This is a genomic window from Achromobacter sp. SIMBA_011 (assembly GCF_046535435.1).
Lineage (GTDB): Bacteria > Pseudomonadota > Gammaproteobacteria > Burkholderiales > Burkholderiaceae_B > Achromobacter > Achromobacter dolens.
Map to the genome: position 1 here is coordinate 1,058,512 of NZ_JAWRWN010000001.1, position 16,135 is coordinate 1,074,646.

Genomic DNA, 16,135 nt, shown 5'->3' on the forward strand with positions numbered 1-16,135 from the left:
GTTCAGGTCTCCTGCTTTCTCAGAAGCAGCACCGACGCGCCCAGGATCACGGGGATCGCGACGATCAGGGGCCAGAACGACCCCTGCAGGTTGGAGAAATCCAGCGCCTTGCTGAACACGCCGCGGCTGATGGTGAGCATGTGGGTGGCGGGGTAGACCTGCCCGATCAGCTTGCCGCCGCCTTCCAGCGACGACACCGGGTTGAGCAGGCCGGCGAACTGCACCGCCGGCACCAGCGTGCCGATCATGGTGAAGAACAGCGCCGCGATCTGGCTGCGGGTGAAGGTCGAGGCCAGCAGGCCGATGGCGGTGGCCACCACGTTGTAGATCAGCGCGGCCGCCAGCAGCGTGAGGAAGCTGCCGGTGATCGGCACGCCGAACAGCGTCACTGCCAGCAGCGTCATCAGCAGGAAGTTCAGCATCGCCAGCGCCACGTAGGGCGCCTGCTTGCCCAGCAGGAATTCCAGCCGCGTCACCGGCGTGACGTACAGGTTGATGATCGAACCCAGTTCCTTTTCGCGCACCACCGCCAGCGCGGTCAGCATGGCCGGCATCATCAGCAACAGCAGCGGGATCACGGCCGGCACCATGGCCGGCAGGCTGCGCACGTCGGGGTTGTAGCGAAAGCGCGTCTCGATGCCGACCTGCTGCGTGGCGCCGGCGCCCAGCCGTTCGCGCGCCTGCTGTTGCAGCCAGCCCTGGTGCATGCCCAGCACGTAGCCGCGGATGGTCTCGGCGCGCTGCGGCATGGCGCCGTCGATCCAGACGCCGATCTGGGCATCGCGGCCGCGCGCGGCGTCGCGCGCGAAACCCTGCGGAATCTCGATCGCCAGCGACAGTTCGCCGCTGCGCATGCGCGCATCCATATCCTGGTAGCTGGTGATCGGCGGCTGCTCGATGAAGTAGCGCGAGCCGGCCAGGTTCAGGCTGTAGTTCTGGCTCAGCGCGGTCTGGTCACGGTCCATCACCGCGTAGCGCAGGTCTTCCACGTCCAGGCTGATGCCAAAGCCGATCACGAACATCAGCAGCAGCGAGCCGGCCAGCGCCAGCGTGGCGCGCACCGGATCGCGGCGCAGTTCCAGCGCCTCGCGCCACATGTAGCTGAACATGCGCTGCAGGCTGAAGCCGCGCGGCGCGTGCACCGGTTCCGGCGCTTGCGCGACGGGCGCCTGTTCGATCGCCGGCGACGCGTCGGGCGCGGTGCCCGCGCCCGCGTCGATCAGGTAGGCGATGAAGGCTTCCTCCAGCGTCTTCGCGCCGCGCATCCGGGTGATTTCGTCGGGGGCGGCGCTCACCAGCACCTTGCCGGCGTGCATCAGCGACATGCGGTCGCAGCGCTGCGCCTCGTTCATGAAATGGGTCGAGATGAAGATGGTGACCTGGTCCTGCCGCGCCAGCGCGATCAGCAGGCGCCAGAAGTTGTCGCGCGCCACCGGGTCCACGCCCGAGGTCGGCTCGTCCAGGATCAGCAGCTCGGGCTTGTGCACCATGGCTACCGCCAGCGACAGGCGCTGGCGCACGCCCATCGGCAGCTTCTCGGGCAGATCGTCCAGCGCTTCGCCCAGCTCGAAGCGCGCCACCATTTCGTCCACGCGGCCGGGGATGTCCGCTTCGGGCACGTGGAACAGGCGCGCGTGCAGCACCAGGTTCTGGCGCACGGTCAGCTCGCCGTACAGCGAAAACGCCTGCGACATGTAGCCGACCCGGCGGCGCGTGTCGAGGTTGCGCGGATCGACTTCTGCGCCGAACAGCCAGGCCTGGCCTTCGCTGGCCGGCAACAGGCCGGTCAGCATCTTCATGGTGGTGGACTTGCCGCAGCCGTTGGAGCCCAGAAAACCGAAGATCTCGCCCTTGCGGATGCGGAAGTTGACATGGTCCACGGCGACGAAATCACCGAAGCGCATGGTCAGGTCGCGCGCCTCGATGGCGATGGGCGCGTCATCGCCCAGCGCCAGCGGCGTGATCTCGACGGGCTTGTGCCCGCGCCGCTTCTCTTCGGGCAGCAGCGCGATGAAGGCGGCCTCCAGCGAGTCGGCCCCGGTTCGCTGGCGCAGTTCGTCGGGCGTGCCGGTGGCCAGCACCCGGCCGTCGTCCATGGCGATGAGCCAGTCGAAGCGTTGCGCCTCGTCCATGTAGGCGGTGGCGACAATCACGCTCATGCCCGGGCGTTCGCGCCGGATCTGATTGATCAGGTCCCAGAACTGGGCCCGCGCCAGCGGGTCGACGCCGGTGGTGGGTTCGTCCAGGATCAACAGGTCGGGGTCGTGGATCAGCGCGCAGCACAGGCCCAGCTTCTGCTTCATGCCGCCGGACAGCTTGCCCGCCGGGCGCGACAGGAACGCCGCCATGCCGGTGCTGCGCGTCAGGCTGTCGATGCGGCGGCGGCGCTCGGCCTCCCCATGGCCGAACAGGCGGCCGGAGAATTGCAGGTTCTCCTCCACCGACAGGGTGGGGTAGAGATTCTTGCCCAGGCCTTGCGGCATGTAGGCGATGCGCGGGCAGACGTCATCGCGGTGGCGCTTGTCGGCCATGTCGCCGCCCAGCACCTCGACGGCGCCTTCCTGCACCGCGCGCGATCCCGCGATCAGCGCCAGCAGGCTCGACTTGCCCACGCCGTCCGGGCCGATCAGGCCGACCATGCGGCCGGCGGGGATGTCCAGCGAAATGGCGTCCAGCGCCAGCGTCTTGCCGTAGCGCAGCGATACCCCCGACAGCTTGACCACCGGAGCGGGGGAGGCCGTCGTGGTCGCGGCCATCACGGCACCTTGACTTCAAGGTTGGCGGGCCACTGCGCGTCGGCATCCAGTTTCAGCCAGGCCACGCCGGGCAGGCCGGTCTTGACCTGTTGCAGGTGCTGGCGCAGCAGTTCGGGAGCGATCTGCGCCTTGACGCGGAACATCAGCTTCTGCCGCTCGGTGGCGGTCTCGACGGTCTTGGGGGTGAACTGCGCGGTGCTGGCCACGAACGACACCTTGGCGGGAATCACGTACTGCGGCGCCGCGTCCAGCACGATGCGCACGTCCTGGCCCAGCGCGACGCGGCCGGCCGCCTGTTCCGGCAGGAAGAAGGTCATGTAGACATCGGCCAGGTCGACCATGTTCAGCACCTTGCCGCCCGCGCCCAGCACTTCGCCGGCCTGCGCCACGCGGTACTGCACCCGGCCGTCGCGCGGGGCGCGCAGTTCGCTGTCGGCGATGTCGGCCTCGATGCGGGCGATGGTGGCCAGCGCCGCGTTGACCGCCGACTGGGCGCCCACCTGCGCCGCCTTGGCGGCGTCGATGGCCGCCTGCGCCGCCTTGACCTGGGCGCGCGCGGCGTTGACGGCGGCCTGCGCGCTGCGCATGCGGGCGCGGTCGTCATCCAGTTCCTGGATCGACGAGGCGCCCTCCCTGGACAGGGTCTCGGAGCGCGCCAGGCGCCGGCGCGCGGCGTCCAGCTCGCTTTCGCGCTGCGCCACCACGGCCTCGGCGGCCAGCTTGTCGCTCTCGCGCTGCGCGATCTGGGCGCTGGCGCTGGCGGCGTTGTTGATGGCCTGCTGGTGTTGGGCGCGCGCTTCCTCGCGCTGGGCCTGCAGCGTGTCGATCTGCATGCGGGCCAGCGGCTGGCCGGCGCTGACGAAATCGCCCTCGGCCACCAGCACGTCCTGGACCCGTCCGGCCAGCTTGGTGGCGACGTCGACCTCGGTGGCCTCGATGCGGCCATTGCCGCTGACGAAGCCCGCGCCGGGGCCGGTGTCGGACAGCAGGCGCCAGCCGTAGTAGCCGGCGGCAGCCACGGCTACGATCGCGAGCAGGGGAATCAGTTTTCGGGTGGGCAACTTCATGATGCGGATCCTGTGTTGAGCGGCAGGGGGCCAGGCGGGGTCGCGGGCTGGGCGGCGGCGCGCGCCTGCGTGCCGCCGCCCAGCGCGGCATACAGGCCGACACGGGCAGACAGCAGCGCGCGGCGGGTCTGCACCAGCGTCTGCTGCGCGGCCAGCAGGTCGCGCTGCGCGTCCAGGACCTCCAGATAGGGCGAGGCGCCGTGGTCGTAGCGCAGCTTGGCCAGGCGCGCGCGTTCGGCCTGCGCGTCCACGGTGGCGCGCAATACCTGGACCTGTTCGGCCAGCCACCGGCGCGCCGACAGGGCGTCGGCAACGTCCTTGAAGGCGCCCTGGATGGCGCGCTCGTAGCTGGCCACGGCCTGATCGCGCCGGACTTCGGCCAGGTCGAGATTGGCGCCGCGGCGTCTGGCGTCGAAGATCGGCAGGTCGATGCTGGGCGCGAAATTCCAGGCGCGGCTGCCGCTGCCGAACAGGCCATCCAGCTCGGCGCTGGCGGTGCCGAACGCGCCGGTCAGCGTGATGCGCGGAAAGAAGGCGGCGCGGGCCGCGCCGATGTTGGCGTTGGCCGCGCGCAGTTGGTGTTCGGCGGCGACGATGTCGGGCCGGTTGGTCAGCAGGTCGGACGGCAGTCCCGCCGGCAGGTCGCGCATGACGCTGTCGTCGTCCAGGCCGGCGCGCGGCAACGGCAGCGTCAGGGGCCGGCCGGTCAGCAGTTCCAGCGCGTGGGCCTGGGTGGCGCGGGCCTGTTCCAGATCGGCGCCCAGCGCCCGGGCCTGCTGCCACAGCGTCTCGACCTGCGTCAGGTCCAGCTTCGAGATCGAGCCGACTTCGTAGCGCCGGCGGAATATGCGCAGCGACTCCTCGCGGGAGGCGATCGTCGCGCGCGTCAGCGCCAGTCGCTCATCCAGTTCGCGCAGCGACAGATAGCTGTCGGCAACCTGCGCGATCAGGGTCAGCGTGGCGGCTTCGGCGGCGGCGTCGGACGCCAGGTAGTTCTCCAGCGCGGCGTCCTTGAGGCTGCGCACGCGGCCCCAGAAGTCCAGCTCCCATGCCGCCATGCCGACGCCGGCCTGGTATTGGCTGGCCACTTGCGGCTGGCCGGTGACGTTCAGGTCGCCCGGGGTGCGGGCGCGGGTGCCGTCCGCGCGCAGGCCGATGGTGGGAAACTGGTCGGCGCGTTGAATGCCATAGAGCGCGCGCGCCTCCTCGACGCGCAGCAGGGCCACGCGCAGGTCGCGGTTGTGCGCCAGGGCGTCGCCGATCAGCCCTTGCAGCACGGGGTCGGTGAAGTAGCCGCGCCAGTCGATCCGGGCCGCGCTCAGCGCCGCGCCGCCGGCCGTGGCTGCCTGATCGGGGTAGGTGGCGGCCACCGGCGCCGCGGGCCGCGCGTATTGCGGCGCCATCGACACGCAGCCCTGCGCCAGCAGCACGGCCAGGGCGGCCGGCGCCAGCCGGGCGGCGCGCCATCGCGAAAGGGAGCGGCGGGTCATGCTCATTTCTCCATCACATAAGCGCCGGGCGCGTCGTCCAGCGCGGGATAGCCTTTGCGCGCGGCGCCCAGGGCGGGGGGGCGGACCGGCTGGCCGGACAGCGCGTCGAGCCAGCCGCGCCAGTGCGGCCACCACGAGCCTTCATGGGGCGTGGCCGCCGCCAGCCAGGCCTCCGGGGTCAGCGCCGGCTGTCCCGCCGCGCGCAGCAGGCTGCGAAAGCGCCGCCGCGGATGGCCCGGTTCGCTGACGATGCCGGCGTTGTGGCCGCCGCTGGTCAGCACGAACGTCAGCGGGGCCGGCGACAGGCCGTGCAGCTTGTAGACCGAACGCCACGGCGCCACATGGTCCGTCTCGGTGCCGACGCAGAAGATCGGCAGGCTCAGGTCCTTCAATCGCACCGGACGGCCGTCCACGGCGAAGCGGCCGGCGGCCAGGTCGTTGTCCAGGTACAGGTGGCGCAGGTACTGGCCGTGCATGCGCGCTGGCATGCGGGTGGCGTCGGCGTTCCAGGCCTGCAGGTCGGTCATGGGGCTGCGCTGGCCCAGCAGGTATTCGCTGGTCATGCGCGACCACACCAACTGGCGTGCGCGCAACAGTTGGAACGCGCCGCTCATCTGGCGCGCCGGGAAATAGCCCAGCGCCGTCATTTCGGCCTCCATCAGCGCAACCTGGAAGGCATCGATGAACAGGCCCAGCTCGCCGGGTTCGCTGAAGTCGGTCTGTGCCGCCAGCAGGCTCAGGCTGGCCAGGCGGCGGTCGCCGTCGCGCGCCATGGCGCTGGCGGCCATGGCGAGCAGGGTGCCGCCCAGGCAATAGCCCGCCGCGTGTACCCTGGCGCCGGGCACGATGGCCTCGATCGCCGCCAGCGGTTCGCGCACGCCCAGGCGCAGGTAATCCTCCAGGCCCAGATCGCGATCGGCCGCGGTGGGGTTCTTCCATGACACGCAGAACACCGTGTAGCCCTGGCCGACCAGATAGCGGATCAGCGAGTTGTGGGGCGACAGATCGAGCACGTAGTACTTCATGATCCAGGCCGGCACGATGAGGATCGGCTCGGGCCGCACCCGGCCGGTCGTGGGCCGGTACTGGATCAGTTCGGCCAGGTGATTGCGCAGCACCACCTTGCCTGGGGTGGCGGCAACCTCGTGGCCAGGGCGGAAGTGTTCGGCGCCGGCGGGCGGCAGCCCGGCCCACTGGCGCAGGCCGTCCTCCCAGGCGTGGCAGGCGCCGCGCAGCAGGTTGGCGCCGCTTTCCTCCAGCGTCTGGCGCCACACCAGGGGGTTGGTATAGGGATTGTTGTCGGGCGCCAGCGGTTCCAGCCACTGGCGCGCGGCGAAGGCCGCCAGCGCGCGCTGGTGCGGATCGGCCAGGGGCAGGGCGCGGGCAAACGTGTCCCAGCCCTGCTCGGCCTGCATGAAGCCCTGGCACCACAGCGCAAAGGGCCACTGCCGCCAGGCGTCGTCATCGAACCGGCCTGCGTGCGCCGCATTCTGCTGGGGGGCTGGCGGGGGCGTGATCGGCATGAGGGCTCCGGGGCGCACGGGGGCGGGATTGCCTCGCGTGGGGACGGATCGTCGCGCAACCGGGCTTGTGGCCTGGCGTCGGACAAATCCGACTTCGGAACCATTGTGCCGCCGCTGGTCTGATCAATCCTTGATCAGGATCAAGCTAACGACTGACCGGTCGGTTTTTAATGGAGCGGTTGGCCGGCGGTGCGTCCGCGCGCCAATTCGCACAGGGAGCAGTGGTAATGAGCACGCAACGTCTGCGTCTCCCTCCGACCGTGCGCGTCGGGCAGATCCTCGACGCCGCGCTGCAGGAGTTCTCGGCCGCCGGCTATGCCGGCGCCCGCATGGATGACATCGCCTTGCGCGCGGGGTTGTCCAAGGGAGGCCTGTATGCGCACTTCGCCAGCAAGGAAGAGGTCTTCGAGGCGCTGCTGGCGCGCTACCTCTGTCCGCCCCGTCTCGACGCCCGCGCCCTGGTCGAAGGCTCGGCCAGCCCCCGCCACCTGGCCGAGCGGCTCGTCAACCATCTCTACGCCAGCCTCGCCAACCCCGCCATGATCGCCGCCATGCGCCTGCTGCTGGCCGAAAGCCTGCGCGTGCCGCACCTGGCGCGCCGCTGGCGCGAACAGACCGCCGATGCGCACCAGGCCGACATCGCGCAATTGCTGGAACTGGCCCGCGCGCGCGGCCTGTGCGGCGACGGCGCCGCGTTGCGGCACCCGTGGCTGCTGTTGTCGCCGGTGGTCCACGCCATCTTCATGGCGATCCTGCTGGGACCGGATGAACGCCTCAACCTGCCGCAGCGGCGCGAGGCGCATGTGGCGCTGATCTGCGACCTGCTGTAGCCCGTCACTACCAACGGTAGCTGGCGGTGGCGATTACGGTGCGAGGATCGCCGTAATAGCAATTGCCGTAGCCGCAGTTGGCGAAATAGGTCTTGTTGGTCAGGTTGCGAGCGTTCAGCGCCAGGCTCCAGCGGTCGATGTCATAGCCGATCATTGCGTCGAACAGCACGAACGACGGCACCTGTTTGGGGGCCAGGCTGCCATCACCATAGTTGGCGCCGGTGAAGCGCGCGCCCACACCTACCTTGATACGCGATTCGAAGCGGTAGTCGACCCACAGCGAGGCCCGGTTCCGCGGCACGGCGGTGGCCTGCCTGCCGATTTCATCGGGGTTGCTGCTGGCCGTGACCGCGGCTTTGGGTGTCCACGAATACGCGGCGATCACGTTCAGGCGCGGAATCGGCTGCACGGTGGCCTCGAATTCGACGCCACGCACCGTGACCTCGCCGGTTTGCCGGGGAATGGAGTCGGCGTCGTAGGTAATGTAGTTGCGGCGCCGCAGGTCGAACGCCGCCACGCTGTAGCTGTCCTTGGTGCCGGGAGGCTGGTAGCGCAGTCCGGCCTCGTACTGGCGGCTGGTCTCCGGCTTGAATGGCTTGCGCTGCGAGGAGTCGACGGTGGCGGTGGGAATGAAGGACTCGCCATAGCTGACGTACGGCGCCCAGCCGGTCGGATCCACGTAGACCAGGCCGGCGCGGCTGGTGAACTTGTGGCTGCTGATGCGGGTGGTGGTGCCGTCCTGGCGGTCCCGCAGCTTGTTGTCGGCGCTGTCATAGCGGCCGCCCAGGGTGGCGACCCAGCGCTCGTTCCATTTGATCTGATCCTGCAGGTACACCCCCGTCTGCGCCAGCGTCAGGTCCGCATCCATCCAGGGCTTGGCGCGCGTGATCGGCCCCTGGCGGTACTTCGGGTCGTTGATGTCCAGCGGGGGCGCCTTGCCACCGCTGAAGCTGACCTGGTCGATGCGGTTGCGCTGGTAGTCCACGCCCACCAGGATGCGGTGGTGCCAATTGCCCAGACTCAGGTCGGTCTGGACCTGGTTGTCCACGTTGAAGCTGGCGATATGTTCGCGGCTGCCGAACGCCGAGCGCCGCAACACCTGGTAGTTGGCAGGATCCGTGACGTCGTCATTGACGCTGGCATAGCCGCTGGCTTGCACCGCCGAATAATCGAGGTCCAGGTGGCCGTAGCGCAGGTTCTGGCGCAGCGTCAGCGCATCGCTGACGCGGTGTTCCAATTCGTAGCCGGCCATCCACTGGGTCTGGTTGAAGTAGTCATAGCCGGGTTCGCCGACGAACAGCGATGCCGGGATGTGCGTGCCGGCCGGCGTCGGCACCAGCGAGCCTACGGCCGGGCGGGCCCGCGTGTAGGTGCCGCCGCGCTTGGTCGCGTACTGCGTCAGCAACGTCAGGGTGGTGTCCGTCGACGGCCGCCAGGTCAGCGATGGGGCCAGGTACAGCCTGTCGTTGTCGATGCCATGGGCAGGCAGTTCGGAGTCCAGGCCCATGCCGACGAAACGGTACAGCCACTTGCCGTCTTCATCCATCGGGCCGGTGAAGTCGGCGGCGAGGCGGCGGCGCTGATGGTCGCCCACCTGCGCCTGCAACTCGCGCAGCGGCTCCTCCTGCGGGCGCTTGCTCACCACGTTTATCAGGCCGCCGGGGCCCGTCTGCCCGAACAGCACCGATGCCGGTCCTCGCAGCAGTTCGATGCGCTCCGCGCCGTAGTTTTCGGTCTGCCAGATGCCCCAGTTGCCGTTGTTGCGCAAGGGCAGCCCGTCCAGGTAGAAGCCGGGCGTATACGCGTCGAAGCCGCGCAGCGACACCCAGTCGTAGCGCGAGTCCGAGCCATAGGTCGTGGTGGAGACGCCGGGCGTGTAGGCCAGGGCGTCCTTGATGTTGGTGGCGCCCAGCGTGTTGTAGCGGTCCGCGGTGATGACCGAGATCGACTGCGGTGTCTCGATGATAGGCGTGTCGGTCTTGGTCGCGGTGGCGCTGCGACGCGCCACGTAGCCCTGCACCGGGCCCCAGGCGTTCTCGGCGGCGCCGGTGACGCTGATCGGCGTGAGTATCGGCACCGCCTGTGCATTGCGCTTGAATGTGAGCGCCCCGCCGGGCAGTGCCACGGGCTCCAGTCCCGAACCGGCGGTCACGTGGCGCAGCGCCTCGTCCAGCGTATAGCTGCCATGCAGCGCGGGCGCGTCCAGGCCCCGCATCAACGCCGGGTCCACTGACAGCACGCGGTCATTCTGTACCGCGATGCGGTTGAGCGTGGTGGCTAACGGCGCGGCAGGCAGGTCGTAGACCAGTCGCGCCGGTTGCGCGAAGGCGGCGGGGGCGGTCAACGCGGCCGTCAAGAGCAGACTGGCGCGGGAGAGGCGGGGCATGTCGGGGGATCTCCGGGAGAGCACAAGTGGGTGGATTTACCCGGAGGTGTATCGGCGGCGAAAAACCGGACACGCAATTTGTAATTAGTTGTTTTCAACGCGGCGGGGAACCGCGTCATGCCTGATCGACCCACGTCAGCCAGCCGCCATAGCGGGTGATCTTGAGTCGCAGGGTCGCGGCCAGCGCCGCCCAGGCCTGTTCCGGACGATCGAGCGAAAAAACGCCTTGCACCCGCAGGACGGCGGCGCGTTCGGAAAGGTGCAGCGCGCCGGGCATGTAGGGCCGCAGTGCATCGGCTACCGCGGCCAGCGGCGCGTCCAGGACCTCGAGCCGTCCCTCACGCCATGCCGCCAGGGAGGCAGCGCGCTCCGCCGCCAGCGGGCGGATGCCGCTGGCGTCATAGCGGGCCACCTGGCCTTGGGCCAGGTCGAGTTGGTGGCCGGCGCGGGTGGTGATGCGGATCTCGTGCGCCAGCACTGCCGCGACACTGTGGTCGGCTTCTTTGCGTACCATGTACTCGGTTCCGCGGGCCCAGGCGTTGCCATCGTCGGTGGTGACGCAGAACGGACGGTGGGCATCAGGGGCGATGGCAGCGACCACCGCGCCCCGCAGCAAGCGCACACGCCGTACCTGGGGGCTGAATTCGAGCCGGATCTTGCTGCGGGCATCGAGCTCCAGCCGGCTGCCGTCGTCCAGCGAGATCGACAGACGCTGTGCAGTGTCGGTGTGCCAGTCGCCGCGATCCCGCCAGAGGCGGGCACCGAGCCACGCGCCACCGACGCCCACCCCGGCTAGCGCCAGTGTCTTGCCCAGAAACTGGCGGCGGGACGGGCCGCGCGCCAGCAAGTCGCGCACGGCCGAGCCCGGCGTGGCCGACAGGCCGGCCGCGCGTAGCGCCTGCAGCGGCTGGCCGACGCCGGCCTGCAGCGCCTGCCATGCGTCCGCATGCGCGGGCGCCGCCTCACGCCACTGCCGAAAGCGGCTGTGGTCGGCGGCGCTGGCGGTGCCGGAACTGAGCAGCACCATCCATTGCACTGCCTGGCGATCGGCTTCGCGGGTCATGCGCGTTCCTCGCGTTGCACCCGCAGGCAGCGTTCCAGCGCCTGCGCGAAGTGGCGCTGCACTGTGCGTACCGACAGGCCCATGCGCAGGCCGATCTCGGCGTAGGTCAAGCCGTCCAACTGGCTGTACAGAAACACCGCGCGCACGGCGGGCGGCAGGCCGGCCAGCATGGTGTCGACGCGCAGCAGCGTTTCCACCGCCAGGGCCTGGGACTCGGGCGAGGGGGCGCTGTCGGCTGCGTGCAGCGTCAGCCATTGCAGATAGGCTTGCTCCAGTTCGCGGCGCCGCCAGAAGTGGAACAGGAGACGTCGCGCGATGGTGGACAGGTAGGCCTTGGGCTCGGCGATCGGAACCGGTTCTCGGACCGAGGCGACCTGCAGGAAGGTTTCCGAGGCGAGGTCTTCGGCGTCGGCATGATTGCGCAGGCGAAAGCGCAGCCGATCCACCAGCCACGGGCGATAGTCCACATACAGGGAAGCGAGGGCGGAGAAGGCGGACGGCTTTCCCATGGGACATACCAAATGATAATAATAAGTATCATTCAGTATATGGGAAAAACATCCATTCGAGCTATTGCGGCGCACTCGCGCGCCGGGCCGCGCCTGCCTGTATCCTTGCGTCTCCCCATGACTGACGTTGCGAGGACGATGTGCCCACTTCAGGAATGACGGTCCGCGTGCCGTCCTGGCGCTATTTCCCGGTGGCGCTGGCCCTGGTGCTGCCCGTGCTCGGCTGCATCGGCTGGACCTGGCTGCACGCGTTGAGCACCGAACGCGCCGAAGCCGCCACGGCGGGGCGGATCGTGCGCGTGCAGACCGAGCAGATCCTGGCCCGCGCCCTCGATATCCTGCCGCGCGTCACGGCCCTGTCGGCGCAGCCCTGCCAGACCGCGCGCGCCGACCTGTACCGCTGGGGCACGCTCAATCCGTATTTCCGCTCGCTGTTGCTGGTCAAGCAAGAACACATCTATTGCTCGTCGGCCCTGGGCGAGGTGGACTACGAGACCGGCGCGTTCCACCGCTGGCCTGTTGGCACGCCGCCGACGCAATGGTTCGTCAGCGTGGCCGGCACACCGCTGGCGCCCGACCGTTCGGCCCTGTTGCTGGGCATGGCCGGCGAGGACGGCCGGGGCGGCGTGGTGGTGGTTGACGGGCGCTACGTGCAAGACCTGCTCAACGCGGTGTCGTCGCTGGGGGCTTACCAGATGGAGGTCACGTTGGGCGGCGGCGCGCCCATCCGCAACGACGCATGGGGCGGGGCCGCCGTCGAGCGCTTGTTCGAGTCGGCCGAGCCGGTCGCCGGTCGCGGCGACCTGGTCGTCAGGGTGATGGCGCCGGCCGAAACCGTGGTGGAGGCCTGGCAGCAGTTGCTGGTGGGTTATCTGCCGGTGGCCCTGCTGTGCGGCGCGTTGCTGGCGTTCGGCGCCTATCGCCTGCAGGTGAGCCGGCAATCATTCAAGGAGCAACTGCGCCGCGCGATGGCGGCCGACGAATTCCATGTCGAATACCAGCCGGTGTACGGTAACCGCAGCGGCCGTTGCGAGGGCGTCGAGGCGTTGATGCGCTGGACCCGCCCGGGCGTCGGTCCGGTGCGGCCCGACATCTTCATCGCGGCGGCCGAGGCCGACGACATGATCGTGCCGCTGACGCAGCATCTGCTCAGGCTGATCCAGCGCGACATGCAGGGCTGGACCACGCCGCCGGATTTTCACGTCGCCGTGAACGTGGCGCCGGAGCATCTCTCCAGCCCGTCGCTGGTGGCGGATGTGCAGGCTTTCCGCGGCGCCATCCGGCCTTCGCTGATCGTGCTGGAGATCACCGAACGCAGCCTGATCTCGGACGGCGGGCAGGCCCGAAGGAATATCGACACGTTGCGCGAGCGGGGCGTTTTCGTGGCCATCGACGATTTCGGCACGGGGCATTGTTCACTGTCGTACCTGCAGAAGTTCCCGGTCGATTACCTCAAGATCGACAAAGGATTCGTGCACGCGATTGAACCCGGCGGCGAGGAAACGCCCGTGCTCGACGTGATCATCACGCTGTCGCACCGGCTGGGCCTGGCGGTGGTGGCCGAAGGCGTCGAGATGCCGGAGCAGTTCACCTACCTGACGGCGCGCGGTGTGGCATACATCCAGGGCTACCTGTTTGCGCGGCCGATGCGCTCGGCCGACTTCGTCCGTTGGTATGCCGAGAACGCGGCGCGGCCGCCCGTCACGTTATCGGGCAACGTCTAACGTTGCGGCTAGCGCGCAAGGGGCGGCGGGCCTGTAGCCGCGCCCTCGCCGCAAGGGGCGGCCTCAGCCGGCCTTGGCCTGCGGCGCGGCTTTGGCGAAGAACAGTTCGGTGATCGACTGGCTGTCCAGCGGCTCGCCATTGATGGCGCGAGTGAGCAGCTCGGCGCCGAGCAATTGCACCGAGAACACCAGGTCCGGCTGCACCCGGCGGATTTTCTCCAGGTGTTTGCTGGTGTTGACCAGGGCCACGGTCTTGGCGCCCTGGTCACCGGTGGCTTCCTTGGCGGCCAGCACGATGAAGGCATTTTCGGCGTCGTCCTCGCGCAACGCCAGCACGTAGCGCGCGCGGGCCACGCCCGCGCTGCGCAGCACCTCGACGCTGGACGGGTCGCCTTCGATCAGGTCGGTGGCGGGCGGGTATTCCTGCGGCGTGCCGGATGGAACGATGACCGTGACCTCATCACCTCGGCGGCGCAGGCCGTCGTAGACGCTCATGGCCAGGGGAGTGGCGCCGGCGATGATGATGTGGTTTTTTCTCATGGCGTTGGAAAACCGGCCCTTGACCAGCCGTTTCAGGTTGCCGCCGATCACCGGGCCGGCGATCGCGCTGATGGAGGTGGCGAAGACGGTGATGCCAAGGATGATAATCGACGCGGTGAACAGCCGCGCCGCGTTGCTGTGCGGCGTGATGTCGCCATAGCCCACCGTCGACATCGAGACGATCGAGAAGTACAGGGCGGTGGCCGCGTCCCTGATAGGCGGATTGAATTCCTCGCCCATGTAGAGCGTGCCGAAGACCGCGTAGATCAGCAGCGACACCATGCTGACCAGCGCGAACAGCGAGCCCGCGGTGACGCTGGCGCGGTCGAAGCGGCGCCAGTACGCGATCAGCGCGACCACCAGCACCAGCGTATAGATGCCCAGCCCGGCTCGGCCGTCGTGGCCCAGGATGGCGAAGGTGCCGATGCCGATCAGCAGCACCAGCGAGAACGCCCAGGCGATGCGCGCCTTCAGGATCAGTCCGAGCGCGATGATCTGCAGGCCCACGCCCAGCACCAGCCGCGGGATCTCCAGCAGGCCGACTACCCGCATGACGTCATGCCAGTTGTCGAGCGCGAGCCAGAAGGAATACTCGCGGGCGCGCACTTCGCGCAGCACCGGATGCATGAAGGCATATCCATCCAGCGCCACCAGGATGGCGAGGCACCAGTTGGGCGGAACGAGGGCGATGGTGCGGCGCAATCTGCGCGCGGCGCGGGTCAGCAGAGGGGGCATGGCGGGGGCGTCCTTTGACGGCATTCTATCGGCCCGGGCGCGGGGCTCGCTATATCCAATATGTATAGAAGGCTATCAACAAAGAATTACTTGAATTGCGGCCGACGTCCTAAACTTCGTTCATCACGCGGCTATCCGAAAGGAACGCCGCTGATACGGGCGACAAGCCCGCCAGCTGCTAGGGCGGACGAAATCCCCGGGCGTTAATCACGCTGCAGCTTGGGCGGGGACTAGAGACCCCAACCGGGCTCACGGCTAGCCCGTGCGTGAGTTGTACGAGGCACGAATGTTGGAATCGCGTGATCTAGGTAGAAGGCATCAGTGCCGGCTGATGACTCCAGGCTCACGTGTTGTTTTAGCGCGGCGTCTTACCTTCGGGGCAGCGCCGCGTTTTTTTCGCCTGGCGCCAGCCGCCTGGCCCGTAGCGTATCAGTAAGAGGGCGCGTTCGCATCCAGCGTGTAGCGGCGCCAGTCTCCCTGTCCTTCCGGACGACCTTCCTCTCCCCCCTCCCGCGGTTCCAGTTCCAGCGTGATGTCCGCCGCGAACATATAGCCCCAGCCATGCACGGCGCGGATCGGCAGCGTCATGTGATTGGCGGCCGCCTTGCGCCGCAGCCGGCTGATCATGACGTCGACGAAGCGGCGCCGCGTGATGGCGCCGTCGGCGTCCTCGGCGCCGTCCGGATAGAACGCATCGCGGCTGACCTTGCGGTCTGGCGCATTCACCAGTCGGGTCAGAAAATCGCGTTCTCCCGTGGTCAGCCCGAGGCTGTAGCCCCTCGGGCTGATCAGCGTCCAGCCCTTGTTGACCAGCCGCCAGGCTTCCTGCTGCGGCTCGTCGGCGGCGCTGTCGGCCATATGGTCGGACATGTCCAGGCCCACCGCGCGCCGCACCAGCGCCTGCAGCACGGCCGCCAGTTCCAGGCCGGTGACATCGGGCGGCAGGCAGGCATCGGCGCCACAGAGCAGGGTGCGGATGCGGCTTTCTTCGCTGCCGAAGGGCGCAATCGCAACGATCCCCAGGCCGCGGTCGATGGCGCGCAACCGCACGGCGGCATTGTGGATGTCGGGCAGCGGCGCTTCCAGGATGATCAGCGGGCTCGGGCGCCGGGAATAGCGGTCGTAGACGTCGGCCAGGTCATGGCAGCGGCGCACGCTGAATCCAAGGTGCGACAGGGCTTCGACCAGCCGGGCATGCCTGGCGTCTTCCAGGCCGAGAAAGATGACGTCCAGCGTATTGTTCATGGATGCCCGCCTGCGCCTGCGTTGCGTGTCATGCCCCTCTCCCTCTGCTGCGCCATGATGTGGCGGCATCTGGCGATGTTGTCTGATGGCGGGCGAAGGTCTGAACTGTTGATCCGTGCCGGGGCCACGGCCCGCTGAGGCTACGGTCGGGGTCTGAGACGGCGCCTGGCTTGAGCGCGCTGCGCGCAGGCCGCCGATGATCCGATTCCGCATGGAAGTCACGCCCGTGTTTCATTTAAACACGGGCGTGTTTTTTTGTGAAGATAC

At 68.7% G+C, this 16,135-nt stretch carries 11 protein-coding genes; 2 read left to right on the forward strand and 9 right to left on the reverse strand.

The window, feature by feature from the left end:
* Positions 1-2: 2 nt before the first annotated feature.
* The 4 genes from rbbA to SB816_RS04985 are packed head-to-tail and all read right to left on the reverse strand — an operon-like array spanning position 3 to position 6,836.
* A complete protein-coding gene (gene rbbA, locus SB816_RS04970; protein WP_410546577.1) occupies positions 3-2,756 on the reverse strand; it encodes a ribosome-associated ATPase/putative transporter RbbA in 2,754 nt (917 codons plus the stop codon).
* On the reverse strand, positions 2,756-3,823 hold the full coding sequence (locus SB816_RS04975) for an HlyD family secretion protein (RefSeq protein WP_054414947.1): 1,068 nt from the start codon (positions 3,821-3,823) through the stop codon (positions 2,756-2,758). Before SB816_RS04975 ends, rbbA begins: the two co-directional genes overlap by 1 nt.
* Positions 3,820-5,313 carry an efflux transporter outer membrane subunit gene (locus SB816_RS04980; RefSeq protein WP_410546578.1) on the reverse strand — a complete coding sequence of 498 codons (1,494 nt, stop codon included), beginning with the start codon at positions 5,311-5,313 and terminating at the stop codon, positions 3,820-3,822. The genes SB816_RS04975 and SB816_RS04980 overlap by 4 nt, the downstream gene beginning before the upstream one ends.
* A 2-nt stretch (positions 5,314-5,315) precedes the next feature.
* Complete coding sequence (locus tag SB816_RS04985) at positions 5,316-6,836, reverse strand: PHA/PHB synthase family protein (protein ID WP_410546579.1); 1,521 nt, start codon at positions 6,834-6,836, stop codon at positions 5,316-5,318.
* A gap of 227 nt (positions 6,837-7,063) precedes the next feature.
* Here SB816_RS04985 and SB816_RS04990 point away from each other — a divergent pair, with 227 nt between their 5' ends.
* Positions 7,064-7,666: a TetR/AcrR family transcriptional regulator gene (locus SB816_RS04990; RefSeq protein WP_144655567.1), complete on the forward strand. Its 603-nt coding sequence runs from the start codon at positions 7,064-7,066 to the stop codon at positions 7,664-7,666.
* Between the two features lie 7 nt (positions 7,667-7,673).
* Here the strand turns inward: SB816_RS04990 and SB816_RS04995 are convergent, their stop codons facing one another.
* The 3 genes from SB816_RS04995 to SB816_RS05005 all read right to left on the reverse strand — a co-directional run bounded on the left by SB816_RS04995 (position 7,674) and on the right by SB816_RS05005 (position 11,624).
* Complete coding sequence (locus SB816_RS04995) at positions 7,674-10,052, reverse strand: TonB-dependent siderophore receptor (protein ID WP_269872097.1); 2,379 nt, start codon at positions 10,050-10,052, stop codon at positions 7,674-7,676.
* Positions 10,053-10,167: 115 nt separating this feature from the next.
* Positions 10,168-11,115: a FecR family protein gene (locus SB816_RS05000; protein ID WP_116793806.1), complete on the reverse strand. Its 948-nt coding sequence runs from the start codon at positions 11,113-11,115 to the stop codon at positions 10,168-10,170.
* Positions 11,112-11,624 (reverse strand): sigma-70 family RNA polymerase sigma factor, encoded by a 513-nt coding sequence (locus SB816_RS05005; protein ID WP_054500629.1) that lies wholly within the window; start codon positions 11,622-11,624, stop codon positions 11,112-11,114. The genes SB816_RS05000 and SB816_RS05005 overlap by 4 nt, the downstream gene beginning before the upstream one ends.
* A gap of 140 nt (positions 11,625-11,764) precedes the next feature.
* Between SB816_RS05005 and SB816_RS05010 the strand changes: the two genes are divergently transcribed.
* Entirely contained in the window at positions 11,765-13,348 is a 1,584-nt protein-coding gene (locus tag SB816_RS05010) for an EAL domain-containing protein (protein ID WP_309600102.1), read from the forward strand.
* Between the two features lie 63 nt (positions 13,349-13,411).
* Here the strand turns inward: SB816_RS05010 and kch are convergent, their stop codons facing one another.
* Both kch and SB816_RS05020 read right to left on the reverse strand, forming a co-directional pair.
* The gene (kch, locus tag SB816_RS05015) at positions 13,412-14,611 is read right to left on the reverse strand and encodes a voltage-gated potassium channel protein (RefSeq protein ID WP_395757844.1); all 1,200 of its coding nucleotides are present in this window, start codon (positions 14,609-14,611) and stop codon (positions 13,412-13,414) included.
* A 441-nt stretch (positions 14,612-15,052) separates the two neighbouring features.
* The gene (locus tag SB816_RS05020) at positions 15,053-15,868 is read right to left on the reverse strand and encodes a response regulator transcription factor (protein ID WP_064528617.1); all 816 of its coding nucleotides are present in this window, start codon (positions 15,866-15,868) and stop codon (positions 15,053-15,055) included.
* Between the last annotated feature and the right edge of the window lie 267 nt (positions 15,869-16,135).

What these genes read in the sequence shown, in the direction of transcription:
- rbbA (WP_410546577.1), bottom strand. Translation starts at nt 2,756, where the DNA reads ATGGCCGCGACCACGACGGCCTCCCCCGCTCCGGTGGTCAAGCTGTCG.
- SB816_RS04975 (WP_054414947.1), bottom strand. Translation starts at nt 3,823, where the DNA reads ATGAAGTTGCCCACCCGAAAACTGATTCCCCTGCTCGCGATCGTAGCC.
- SB816_RS04980 (WP_410546578.1), bottom strand. Translation starts at nt 5,313, where the DNA reads ATGACCCGCCGCTCCCTTTCGCGATGGCGCGCCGCCCGGCTGGCGCCG.
- SB816_RS04985 (WP_410546579.1), bottom strand. Translation starts at nt 6,836, where the DNA reads ATGCCGATCACGCCCCCGCCAGCCCCCCAGCAGAATGCGGCGCACGCA.
- SB816_RS04990 (WP_144655567.1), top strand. Translation starts at nt 7,064, where the DNA reads ATGAGCACGCAACGTCTGCGTCTCCCTCCGACCGTGCGCGTCGGGCAG.
- SB816_RS04995 (WP_269872097.1), bottom strand. Translation starts at nt 10,052, where the DNA reads ATGCCCCGCCTCTCCCGCGCCAGTCTGCTCTTGACGGCCGCGTTGACC.
- SB816_RS05000 (WP_116793806.1), bottom strand. Translation starts at nt 11,115, where the DNA reads ATGACCCGCGAAGCCGATCGCCAGGCAGTGCAATGGATGGTGCTGCTC.
- SB816_RS05005 (WP_054500629.1), bottom strand. Translation starts at nt 11,624, where the DNA reads ATGGGAAAGCCGTCCGCCTTCTCCGCCCTCGCTTCCCTGTATGTGGAC.
- SB816_RS05020 (WP_064528617.1), bottom strand. Translation starts at nt 15,868, where the DNA reads ATGAACAATACGCTGGACGTCATCTTTCTCGGCCTGGAAGACGCCAGG.